Raw genomic sequence first — 12,985 nt, forward strand, 5'->3', positions numbered from 1 at the left:
ACCGCCTTAGTTTATCTTCGTCACTGAGCCCTTCAGGGTCAACATCCCTGAAGCTTGCGCGGTGACCAAGGGTGCTTCCATTTTCGCGGTGCCGGTGCCTTTGATGGTGACCCCCGCCTGCGAAATCTCGATTGAGCTGCCCCCGACCTTTAGTGTGATCTTTTGCATTGCCTCCATCGTGATTGTTGTTGCCGCCTTGACATTGATCTTGCCTGCATCGGCATCGACACTGATGTTCCCGGTCTTGACCTGAACGGACTTGTTACCCGTGTTAACCACCTCTGAATAATTGCCGGTGCGCACGGTTTCGGTCATGTCCCCCTCGACAATCAGGTCAAGCGTGCCGGTATCCACCGTCTCCAGCTTGTTCCCTTCCTGAACCATTTCGGTCACATCCTGTTTGACCGTTTGCAACAGGCTGCCAGCGGCTACCGTATGTGCATCAGGGGCGACATTCACACCGTCATCACCAATGGTGATCTGTGCGCTGTCTTTTACAACCATTTGATAGTCTTTTTGTGACTGGAAATGGGTGTATTCCTTGCCCGCGTCGTCTTCGAACACCAGTGCATTATAGTCGGTTTCCCCACCACTTGGCGAGGTGCGTGTCATCAGGCCGGTGCGTGTCGGTTTCTGCGGGTCGACATAGGGGGGCATCTTGTCCTTGTTATACATCATGCCGGTGACGATGGGCCGATCAGGATCACCGTCTTCAAATTGCACGACGACTTCCTGACCGATGCGCGGGATCGACAACAAACCCCAGTTATTGCCCGACCACTGGGTCACCACCCGAATCCAACAAGACGCCGTGTCATCAGGCGGATTAATCCTGTCCCATCTGAAAAGAACCTTGATCCGGCCATACTCGTCGGTATGGATTTCCTTGCCCTCTGGCCCCACGACCTCGCCAATCTGGATGCCCGGAATTTCCGGCCATGGTGTCACGAAAGGTGCGCGGTATTGTTTGACCTTGGCCACGGCACCGAAGGTAAAGGAATAGTCGTTCTTGATCTCTTCATCGATGTCGATGTTCTTGGGTTGCAGCGCCAGCCAGACTTCCTTGTCGCTCTTCTTCATCTCGTCGGAATCAAGGATGGTATGCTCGGCCTCGGTGATCAGATAGTCGGTGTTATTCGCCTCTTCCGGGTGTTCTGACAGTTTGAACAGAAATCCGGTGGCGAAATGGCGCACGTCCCCGGCACCGCGATACATCAAATGCTGGATCGCATCAGCCTCTACCCGTACCCGCGTGCGCGTGTCACCCAGTTGTTTTTTGCCGCGATAGTGACCGGGCAGATCATAGTATTCCTTTTCCTTATACTGGTGATCGCCCCGCGTCATGCTGGTGGTTTCCATCTGACGCACAGAGGGTTTTTCGAAATCGTAATCCGCAAGGCTGACCTTGCCCCGCGTTACACTATTGGCCGCGGCCCATTCGCTGATCGTCGGCTGGGTTTTGGTGTCCGCACCGTCACGCGGCTTGAATTTCAGTTCGACATCATCGTCGATCGCCTTATGCGCTGACACGCCGTCGCAGATCACCAGTTTTTCGTTCTTCATATGCGCGTCGGAATGGTCAAAGAAGTAGTACATCCCCTCTTCTTCCATCAGCCGCGACAGAAAGGCGAAATCGGTTTCGCGATATTGCACGCAATATTCGCGTTTCTCATATGTTTCCGAGGTCTTGATCTGGTAGTCCGAAAAGCCGTGTTTGCCCAACACCTCTTCGATGATGTCCTTGACTGACATCTCCTGAAAAACGCGGGTGTTGCGTTCAATGGTCAGCATCCAGAACCACGGGCGGATCTGCGCGACATAGTGGTCGTCGCCGTCGCGCATGCCCATGGCCTCGACCGAAATACAGGTACCGGTGAACATGCGCCCGTTGTCACCGGCGCTGTCCTGCTGAACGTGTACTGTCATGATCTGGCCGACAAAATCGGCCAGTTTTACGTTTGTCTTGCGGGCCAGAAACTCAACTGTGGTTTCTGTCAGCGTCGACAGTTTCTCTTTGACCACGGCCTGTTTCAGCCGCAGCTTCTTTGTTGTGTAAGTCCCCGACATCCATGTCGAAGCGTCGTCTCTTGGTTTGCTAATCGTCATTAAATGTTCCTCAAAAATGGCGCGGCCGTTGCAGGGCGTAATTTCCCTTGCTCAAAGATCGGCCAGCAGCGCAGCCAGTTCGGCATCCATGTCCTCATCATTATCAATGTCTTCGTCACTATCATCCGCATCGAGATCAAAACCTGACAGCAAATCGTCCAGATCGTCGTCATCTCCAGCGGCGTCGTTGTCGTTTCCATCCGCGGCTTCAGGCGCGGCCTTGGGTGGTGTTGGTGCAGAGGGTGGCGGTGGTTGAACGCCGCTCCAGGGGCCCAGAATTTCGCCTCCCCCCAGCGACTGGAAAGAAGCCAGCCGAATGTCGTCACGTCCCTTGATCGAAACCACAGGCAGATATCCACGCCCCAAAACGGTTTCGACCTTATCCAGCGTCAGGTTCCGTTCTGTGCACGGCAGTGCCACCTGATCGCCATAGCGGTCCAAAACAAAGTGATAGGGCATATCGCCAAGCGACATGATTTCCCCCAACCCCATCGACGGACCATTCTCCTTGAAAGATTTGGCCAGCAAAATAGCAACCAAAACCACAGGGTTCGCCCAGAGCATACCAGACAATCCGGCGCTTTGGGTGAATTCTTCAAAATCAAACTCGTATATAGGTTCTGTTTTGGCACCATATGGCCGCCGCATCAAGAAGCGTGGCGTGGCCAGTGCCAAATGCCGCGCTTCGGGCATGGCGCGCAGGGTGTCCCATTCCTTTGCCACCAGCGGGTGACGGTCCTGTTTGGGTGTCTCGATAAAGCTGGGCGTGATCGCTGCGAAGAAAGGCGCGTCGACATGGGCAGCAACCCGTGCGATGCGGCCCAGAAGCTGCGCGTGAGGTGGTGTTTCTTCAAAGGTGTACATGCCGATCAAGGCAGAATAGGCACCGCGCCCGAATTCCTCATCCATCGGCCCTTCGGTCAGCAACCGCGCAAGGCCGCTGGTGGACAAATCATCTGATTGCGTCAGATCCGCCGCGATCTCTTCGGCAGAAACATCATACAGCATCACCTCAAGCGTATCATCGGTTTCAATGCTGCGCGCGATCAGATCAAGCGCGCGCCACTGGGCCTCTACCGATTGGAATTCAGGGTGGTGCAAGACCATGCGCATCGCACCCGAAAGGGCATCATCCACCGCCCCGGCCATTGCGGTGACATCAGGATCGGGCAGTTTGCGGATATGGGGCCCCACCACCCGGGCCATCAGCTCGTCCACCGGCGATGGTTGCGCCAGCGTTTTTTCCGTATCCCCAATCAGCTTTTGAAAATCACTTAGCTTAAGATCGGCGCGCACGGTATTGCCGCCAGAGGTCGCACGCGCAGGCGCGACCGCGCGGCCATGCTGTTCGCCCCAGGCGATCAGCGACTTGGCGGCACTCTCCGCCGTGCCGCCATTGCCCAGCTGCGATTTCAGGCTTTTCAACGCGGCGAAAAGCTCAACATTCTCATACAGTTCATCGGGGTGCAGATCGTCCAGCCCGCCCAGTTTGACTTCCACCCCAGCCCCGTCTTTGCCGATGGGCAAGACAAGCGTTGTGGCAAACCCTTCGATCACATCCTCGACCGTGTCGGTATCCAGCAGGATCGGTTTGCGGGCCGCCAGCCCATCGCCGACCTCGATCAACCCCTGTGCAGAGCGTCCGGTGAAATCACCCAAAAGCGCAATGCGGAACCGTTTACGCTCTAGTCTTTGCGCGTCGGGGCGTTCGCCGCTCATGGTGCCAAAGGCAAACTCCGGTTCTGAGCTGAGGGTCGCCTTGGCCGTTCCGTCCGCTGTATCAGCAGGCATATCACTCTTCCCCTCTTCTGCGGCGCTCCCGTCGGTATCTTTGCTGTCAGCGGTCTCTGCATCCAATCCGTCAAGCAGCGCGTCGAGATCATCCTCTGCCGCCGGTGGTGCATTCTGCTCGCTCTCAGGAGCCAGCGCGTCGGAAGCCTCTGTCTCCAGCCCATCAAGCAGGGCATCCATATCATCTGCCGCAGCTTCGGCCGGCGCGTCCTGATCGATTGCGGCCTCTTCCTCCGCTTCCTCGATGTCGCCCTCCAACCCGGCCAGTAAAGCGTCCAGATCGTCAAGGGCCGCGGGTTCCGGTTCTTCCTCTTCCGGCGGGTCCTCAAGCGCCCCAAGCAGAGCGTCCAGATCATCATCTTCGTCATCCGGCACGTCAGGCTGCAAATCCGCCAACAGCTCTTCCATCTCCCGCGCGGCCTGCTCTTCTTCCTTGGTCAAAGCATCGTCTAGAGAGGCCTCGGCGCCATCAAGCGCGGCGGTATCTTCAGGCGCGGGAGTTTCAGGATCGGGTTCGGGTGTCTCAATGAGGTCCTCGACAGGCGGCGCTGAACCCAACCCATCCAGCATTCCTTCAAGCTCATCCTCCTCCGGTACCTCGGCAGCACTCACATCTGCCGACAGGTCCTCAAGATCCTCATCTGCGCCGCTATCCTCCGCCCCAATGTCATCCAACAGCGCTTCAAGATCATCAGCATCGCCAGCACTTGTGCTGTCTGCGGGGTCCACCAGCAGCGCGTCAAGCTTGTCTTCCGCTGAAGGTGTTTCCTCCAGATCAGCCAGCACATCTTCAATATCAGCCTCTTCTGCTGGCTCTGGTTCCTCATCGGCCAGAACCGGAATATCTTCTGCAGATGCCTCATCCGGTGCTTGCAAACCGGCCAATGTCGTGTCCAGTACCTCAGCTTGATCTTCCTCTGATGCAACCCCATCAAGGGAAGAAAGGATGTCATCAACATCCTCTGGACTGTCCTCAACCGGCGCAGCTATGTCCAACCCGGCAAGGACATCTTCCACGCCACCATCGTCCACCTCTTGTGCATCGGGCTGATCCAACCCTGATAGAACCGCGTCAAGATCATCTTCCTCTGCTACGGCTTCTGGGATTTCCAGATCAGAGAGGATTGCATCAAGGTTATCCTCCTCCTCAGCCTCTTCGGGTGCTTCCAGCCCAGCCAATGCATCCGTGATATCATCGGTCTGAGGCGTATCCTCTAGGGTTTCGATACTGGCGAGCACAGTGTTGGAAGTATCTTCAACTGCAGCCTCGTCAACAGCTTCGATCCCCGCGAGGATATCCTCCGCCCTATCCGCTTGCTCCTCCTCAAGCGGTGCTTCCAGATCAGAGAGGATCGCGTCCAGATCATCGGTTTCTTCAACCTCTTCGGGCGCTTCCAGCCCAGCCAATGTATTCGCGACATCGTCGGTCTGAGGCGTGTCCTCCACGGTTTCGATACTGGCGAGGACAGCATCGGAGGTATCTTCGAGCTCAGCCTCGTCAACAGCTTCGATCCCCGCGAGGATATCCTCCGCCCTATCCGCTTGCTCCTCCTCAAGCGGTGCTTCCAGATCAGAGAGGATCGCGTCCAGATCATCGGTTTCTTCAACCTCTTCGGGTGCTTCCAGCCCAGCCAATGCATCCGCGACATCATCTGTTTGAGGCGTATCCTCGACCACTTCAATACCGGCCAGAACCGAATCTGAGGTGTCTTGATCCTCTGCAATTTCGATCTCTTCAATCCCGGCGAGGATGGCATCTGTCTGATCTGCAGCCTCTGGCGTGGGAATATCGGCGGCGCGCAAGGCGTCTAGTGCTTCTGCTGCGCTGTCCCCGGCATCCTCATCCACGTCACCAAGATCTACCGCCCGTAGCGCATCCAGTGCAGCACCGCTGTCTTCTGGTACGGTCTCCGTAAGCTCTTGGTTGCGCAAAGCGTCCAATGTCGTGACACCGTCGTCTTCCTGACTTTCCTGTGCAACCTCCACAGCGCGCAATGCATCTAGCGCGGCCGTGCCATCGTCAGAAGGTGTCTCCGCAATTTCAACGCTGCGCAGCGCATCCAGTGCCGTCGCGCTTTCGTCTACCTCTGGAATGTCGGGGGCGGCGGTCGCCCGCAGGCTGTCCAGGATTGAACCACTGGTATCTTCCTCTGGCTCGGGCATTTTCATGGCCCGCAGGGCGTCCAATGCACTGGCTTGTTCGTTTACTTCGGGTGCAGCATCCGCTGTAGCACCCTCCAGATAGGTGATCAGATCGCTGAACTCGGCATGCCCCTGCAACAACGGATGCAGGGCCTTGTTGCGCGCCTCAATTGCTGCGCCGGTCATATCCGGTTGCGCCGAAAAACCTTCAACGTTGATTTGGAAAAATCCGGGGTCCTCGATGGAGCGTGCGTCAAGTTGTGCAGGATCGGTCAATTCCCCGAACAGTCCCAGAACAAAGGGCAATTGCACAGGTTTCACAGCACCATAAAGCGCCAGATCGTATTCGGTGTGAACACGGGCCGCCGTTTTGCCAATGATGAATTTCTGCGCCCTGCCCGCCATCGGAGCCCTAGCCCCCCTTCTTGCCGTTAGCCAGTTTCAGTTCTTCCCGCAGGGCTTTGACCTCTTCCATCAAGGCCATAACATTGCGGTCCACCGTGTCGGTCTCATCCCGCACCAGTTGGCGCAGATTGTCGAACTCGGCTTCGGTCTCTTCCTCCACCGCGTCTTGCATGGTGTTGACCAACAGACCGATAAACAGGTTCAGCACCGAAAAGGCGGTGATGATGATGAAAGGGACAAAGAACGCCCAAGCTGATGGAAAAACCTCCATCACCGGGCGCACGATGCCCATGGACCAGCTTTCCAATGTCATGATCTGGAACAGTGAATAAAGCGATCGGCCCAATGTGCCGAACCAATCGGGAAAGGCGGTGCCGTACATCAAGGTCGCCATCACGCCAAAGACGTAAAACACGATAGAGATCATCACGATAACCGCGCCCATGCCCGGTAAAGCATCCAGCAGCGCCTGCACCACGGCCCGCATTTGCGGCACCACGGACAGCAGGCGCATCGCACGGATCACCCGCAATCCGCGCAGTGCTGACAGGCCTTCCTGTTTTGGCATCAATCCCAGGCCGACCACCAATAGGTCGAAAATATTCCAGGCACTTTTGAAAAATGCCATCCGGTAGGCGTAGAATTTAAGCAGCAGTTCCGCGACAAAGATGACAAGCACAAGGTTGTCGACAATGGACAAGATGCTCCCGATCCGGTCCATCAGATAGTCGGATGTGGACATGCCAAGGGTGATCGCATTGAAGATGATCACACCCAGAATGGTATTCTTGAACCACTCGCTTTCCACCAGATCATAGACCCGCGCGCGGCTTGCGTTCATTTGGGGTTTGTCGGGTGTTGTCAAAACTCTCTCCGTCGCATCAGATATTGTCGGGGCGGGACAAAACGGGCTGTCCCGGCACCTTTCTCTTAGTTAAAGCCGTAGGTGAAGGTGTTGTCGGCCACGTCAATCGACACTTTCTCGATCGATTTACCTTCCATCATCCGGCGCAGAAACTCTGCGGAAATGTCGGGCAGCATGGTGTTGGTCACAATCGCGTCGATCATGCGGCCACCGCTTTCCAGTTCCTGACAGCGGTCAACAATCAAATCGACCACAGCCTCAGAATATTCGAACGGCACATCATGTGTGCTTTCCACGCGTTTCTTGATCCGGCCCAGCTGCAACTTGGTAATCTCTGCAATCATATGCGGGCTGAGCGGATAATAAGGGATCGTCACCAAGCGGCCCAGCAGGGCAGCAGGGAAGATTTTCAACAAGGGTTCGCGCAAGGCTTTGGCGATGCCTTCAGGTTCCGGCAACAGATCTGGGTCGCTGCACAGGTCCATGATCAAATCAGAACCCGCGTTCGAGGTCAGCAGGATCAATGTGTTCTTGAAATCAATCGTGCGCCCCTCGCCGTCTTCCATCACGCCCTTGTCAAAGACCTGAAAGAAGATCTCATGCACATCGGGGTGTGCCTTTTCCACCTCGTCCAACAATACGACAGAGTATGGTTTGCGCCGCACCGCTTCGGTCAGCACGCCGCCCTCGCCATAACCGACATAGCCGGGAGGCGCACCTTTCAGGGAACTGACAGAATGCGCTTCCTGATATTCCGACATGTTGATTGTGATGACGTTCTGCTCGCCGCCATAAAGCACCTCTGCCAGCGCCAGTGCGGTTTCCGTCTTACCCACGCCGGACGTCCCGGCCAGCATGAAGACACCAATAGGTTTGTTAGGATTGTCCAAACCCGCGCGGCTGGTCTGGATGCGTTTGGCGATCATCGCCATGGCGTGATCCTGCCCGATGACGCGTTTGCCCAGATGTTCCTCAAGGCTGAGGACTGTGGCCAGTTCATCCGACACCATCCGGCCAACCGGAATGCCGGTCCAATCCCCGACCACGCTGGCGACCGCCTGCTCATCCACAATCGGCAGTATCAGCGGGCTTTCGCCCTGCGCTTCGTGCAGCTTGGCGTTGGCCGCTTTCAGCTTTTCCATCACCTCGGCGCGGGCAGCATCATCCAACGCATCCTCGCCCCCTTCCGGCGCAAGTTCGGAACCCTCTTCAACCGGCGCGCCTCCTGCCCGCAACTGCGCACGCAGGTCCAGTATTTCGGCGACGATCTCTTTCTCCACGTCCCAAGCCGCTTGCAGCCCGGTCAACCGCTCTTCGACTTCGGCCTTTTGCGCCTCTACCTTGGCGCGGCGTTCATCCACGTCATACCCGGCAGTCTCATCGCGGCCAATGATCTCCAACTCGGTGTTCAGCGATTCAATCTTGCGCTGCGCATCGTCGACCTGTGCGGGCACCGCATGCTGGCTGACGGCGACACGTGCGCAGGCGGTATCAAGCACGCTCACCGATTTATCCGGCAATTGGCGGGCGGGAATGTAACGGGCCGACAGGGCAACTGCGGCCTCGATCCCCTCGTCCAGCACCTGCACCTTATGATGGTTTTCCAACATCGAAGCGATGCCACGCATCATCATGATCGCCTTTGGCACGCTGGGTTCATCGACCTGCACCACCTGAAAGCGCCGCGTCAAGGCGGGGTCTTTTTCAATGTATTTCTTATATTCGGCCCATGTGGTGGCACCGATGGTGCGCAATGTACCGCGCGCCAGCGCAGGCTTCAGCAAGTTGGCCGCATCGCCTGTGCCTGCCGCGCCACCAGCACCGACAAGGGTGTGGGTTTCATCGACAAACATGATGATCGGTGTCGGGCTTGATTGCACCTCGTCGATGACCGAACGCAGGCGGTTTTCAAACTCGCCCTTCATGCTGGCACCTGCCTGCAACAGCCCCACATCCAGCACCAGCAGACGCACGTCCTGCAAGGCGGGTGGCACATCGCCGCGCGAGATACGCAGGGCAAAGCCTTCAACGACCGCGGTTTTGCCAACGCCCGCCTCACCCGTCAGGATCGGGTTATTCTGCCGGCGGCGCATCAATACATCGACAATCTGGCGGATTTCTTCATCACGTCCGACAATCGGGTCAATCTCGCCGTTGCGGGCCTGTTCGGTCAGGTCGGTGCAATATTGCTGAAGTGCCTCGCCCTTGCCCATCTGCGCGGGGGACATGGCATCGGATGCCTCACCCGGAACGGCACCACCGCCAGTGGTTGACCCGTCTTGCGCACCCATGCGTTCCTCAGGAGAACCATCCGTTGCTTCATGAAAATTCTCAGCCAGATCATCATGTTTGATCTTGGCCAGCTCCGGTGAAATGCTGCTGAGGATGTTGCGCAAGGCCGGTGTTTTTAACATGCCCAACAGCAGATGACCGGTGCGCACATTGGAAGAACTGAACAGCAGCGAACCAAAAACCCAGCCACGCTCCATCGCGTCCATCAAATGATCCGACAGGTCCGAAATCGCAGAGGCCCCGCGCGGCAGCCCGTCCAGATTGCGGGTCATTTCGGCGGCAATCTTGCCCACATCCAGATCATAGTGGTCAACAATGCGATGCAGATCGCTGTCCTGACCCTGTAAAATCTGATGCATCCAATGCACAACTTCGACATAGGGGTTGCCGCGCATTTTACAAAAGACCGTGGCACCTTCCACTGCTTTATATCCAAGGCTGTTCAGCTTCCCAAACAATGCGACCCTGCTGATCTCGCTCATTTTAACGTCCCCCTATCATTCATTTCACGCCACCCGGCCCCGAGGCGTGAGGAAAAGATCCTCTGCATCGGGGCGCGGTGTGTCGTCTTCGCGTTTCATATCTACCCAGGATGTCTGTCCCAGACGGGTGGTTCCGCCCAAGACCGATCTGGGTACCTCATCCCCTTTGAGGATCAGCTGCACATCCCAGTCCAAACTGTCTCCCACATAGCTGCGCACAATCGATTCAAGCCGGTCAAACCCATCCGTACCGGGCATGAAGCGTTCATAACGTTCGCGGCTCAACGGGCCGATACGGATGCGGAATTTCGATGCGCGGCTCCAGACCTTGCTGCCGACGCTAGTGGTCTGGCCCAGTCCGACCATGCTGCCCAATTCCCAGCAATCATCCGGTTCAAGATGCAGCCATGTGCCGACAAACTGGTCAATCTCTGCCGGTACATCAAAGAAATGACTGATCAAGGAGATTAACCCATCCGGGTTTTTGGGGCCCTGCGACATATAGGCGGCAAAATGGCGACGCGCGACATCGGGCATCGCGTCACGTTCCTGAAACCCGTTCCCGCGATATCCGGCAATCGCCGCAACCCGCTGCTCAAAGGCATCATCGCCACGGTCATAGCTGGGCGCCGGATTGCCGCTGCGCCATGCGCGGTACAGCAGGCTCATCATCCGATGGGTCAGCATATTGGCAAAGGCAACAATTGTGTTGTCGCGATGGTTGCGTTGCCGGTTGCGGGCGTATTCGGTCAGGTGCAGCGGCAACGGCCCCTGCGGCCCGAACAATCCGAAAAACCGGCTGATCATGGTGCCGGGCACCTTATCGGTGCCAGGTTTGAAACTGCGGATGGTTGAGGGCGGGAAAGACAGTTCGGCCTCTTGACCCAGCCGCACACGATCTTCACGCGGACGGCGCGATTCCCCCAAACGCGGCGCGTCGGGATAGGCGGCATCAATCACACGCATGGCCTGAAAAACATGATGTTCTTCAGGGCTTTCCACCAGCTTGGCGAAATGTCCTAGAGTGTCTGGCCCAGGCCGCTTGTCGGTCGCCATCTGGCGATTTCCCCCCGTCGTTCGGTCTTTAAGACCGTCTCAGTAAAACTATTGATGGTGGTGTATTTGCGGAAAAACCGCTCCATCACGGCGCCCAGCACATAAACGCTGGTGCCTTCAAAAAAAGTCTCGTCAAATTCTATGGTAATTTCTAATCCGCGCACGGCGGTGGACAGCACCTCGTCGCTCATCCGGCGCACAATCGGCCGGCTTGAAACATTAGTAATCCCTTCAAGCTGCTTTTCGGTAACGCGGTTGCCAAGAGGCGCGTAAATCCCGATCAATTCGCGCAGCGCCTCAGCAGAGCTGCCATCGGTGGTCTGGGCAATCGACAGGTAATTCAGTGAAAGATGGCTGATCAGACGCCAGGCAGTATCGCCCTGTGCCAGTGTCGGATGCGGCCGTGTCGGCGAAATAGGGGTGCGCACCGTCTTGACCGGCCCCCCCTCCGGCAGGTGGAAAACATTGTCATCTCCCGTGGACAGCAACATCGGAAGATCACGGTTGGTGCAAAGAGCGGTGACGGCCAGTTGGTCCAGTTTGGCAGAATAAGGCGCCTGTTTGCGATCCACCAAAGACAGGTAAACCTCCGATCCCAGATAAGAGGTGCGCACACCGCGCAGCCGTTCCTTTTCACTGCGTTGGCGCATCTTGCGGCTTTGTGTGTAATAGGTCGCGTGCATATCACCGGCGGCGGTAAAATCCGTTGCGGAATAGAAGGGCCGGAATTCGACATCATCGGCACCATCGCCACTGATGCCGGTGACGGATTCGATATTGTAAATCTCGAAATCCAGCCCCGCCGTGCGGTTGGGCACAACATGCTGTTCTGTATCCCGCGCCGTCACATGCAGCCGGTCACAGCGTTTGCGAAACAGATTAACGGCGGGCACGGCGTTCAGACCAAAGGCTTCGGGTGTGATGGCCGGTGCCAGATCCTTGTTGCCATCGCCCAGCAGGATGTAAATATCCACCTCTGCCCCTTTGGCCTTGCGCAGGGCCGGTTGCAAACCGCTGAGATTCACAAACATGAACCTTTCGGGCATTGCAAAATACTCCTGCAACAACCGATACCCGTCAAACGTGCGGCGCGGGGTCGGCAGTAGCGCCTCTTCCCGTGTCAGGCCAACCTGTTTCAACGCGCCCTTGGGCAGGCCCATTGTCCAATCCGCCCGCCGATCCGCAGACCGCCCGGCAACACCAACCGTCTGGGTGCAGAGCAGTTCATGCAATTGCCAACTGCGCCCGGATTGACGATCCAGATAAAGCGTCAGATCATCCATGCTGAGTTCGGAAATCGGATCGCCGTCCAACCGCTTCAGCCGCAATCGGATGCCCGCGCGCGCCTTGCTGCTGGTCCCGACACCCGCCGCAACCAGACCACCACGGCTGTCGATATATTCTGCCTCGGAAATCTCGATCGGCCAGAGGGTGACTTTATGAGCGGTGCGAAATTCACAAGCTGTTTGTTCGCCGTCCAACAAACGGCTGCGTACAGTTGTATGACGCGGCAGGACATAACCGGTTTTCAAACCCGCATTCGACAGGTCAGGTTTGAATTGCGCAATCATCATCGAGGGTGTGGGTGCCAGATAATGCGGATAGATAATCTCAAGCAGGTGCGAGGTGAAAACCGGAAACTGCATTTCCAGTTCCAGCTGCACCCGTGCTGACAGAAACGCGACCCCTTCAAGCAAACGCTCGACATAGGGGTCCATGACCTCGACCCCTTCCATCCCCAGGCGATTGGCAATCTTTGGATAGGCATCTGCAAATTCCGCCCCCATATCGCGCATGAAGGACAGTTCATTTTCGTAATGTCTGAGCAGTCGGGTATCCATCGCGC

At 56.9% G+C, this 12,985-nt stretch carries 6 protein-coding genes; all 6 read right to left on the bottom strand.

The genetic code is table 11. The features are described from left to right. Positions 1 to 6: 6 nt before the first annotated feature. Entirely contained in the window at positions 7 to 2,106 is a 2,100-nt protein-coding gene (locus QQL78_RS17805) for a type VI secretion system Vgr family protein (RefSeq protein ID WP_284375681.1), read from the bottom strand. 51 nt (positions 2,107 to 2,157) lie between these two features. Beyond that, positions 2,158 to 6,444 (bottom strand): type VI secretion system contractile sheath domain-containing protein, encoded by a 4,287-nt coding sequence (locus tag QQL78_RS17810; RefSeq protein WP_284375683.1) that lies wholly within the window; start codon positions 6,442 to 6,444, stop codon positions 2,158 to 2,160. A 7-nt stretch (positions 6,445 to 6,451) separates the two neighbouring features. After that, positions 6,452 to 7,285, bottom strand: coding sequence for an ion transporter (locus QQL78_RS17815; protein WP_284375779.1), 834 nt, complete (start codon positions 7,283 to 7,285; stop codon positions 6,452 to 6,454). An 89-nt stretch (positions 7,286 to 7,374) separates the two neighbouring features. Continuing rightward, positions 7,375 to 10,083, bottom strand: a complete 2,709-nt coding sequence (gene tssH, locus QQL78_RS17820; RefSeq protein WP_284375685.1) for a type VI secretion system ATPase TssH — start codon at positions 10,081 to 10,083, stop codon at positions 7,375 to 7,377. Positions 10,084 to 10,107: 24 nt separating this feature from the next. Then, complete coding sequence (tssG, locus tag QQL78_RS17825; protein WP_284375688.1) at positions 10,108 to 11,139, bottom strand: type VI secretion system baseplate subunit TssG; 1,032 nt, start codon at positions 11,137 to 11,139, stop codon at positions 10,108 to 10,110. Beyond that, entirely contained in the window at positions 11,103 to 12,980 is a 1,878-nt protein-coding gene (gene tssF / locus QQL78_RS17830) for a type VI secretion system baseplate subunit TssF (RefSeq protein WP_284375690.1), read from the bottom strand. The genes tssG and tssF overlap by 37 nt, the downstream gene beginning before the upstream one ends. Positions 12,981 to 12,985 lie beyond the last annotated feature (5 nt).

It is taken from the genome of Sulfitobacter pacificus (assembly GCF_030159975.1).
In the GTDB taxonomy this organism is placed as follows: domain Bacteria; phylum Pseudomonadota; class Alphaproteobacteria; order Rhodobacterales; family Rhodobacteraceae; genus Sulfitobacter; species Sulfitobacter pacificus.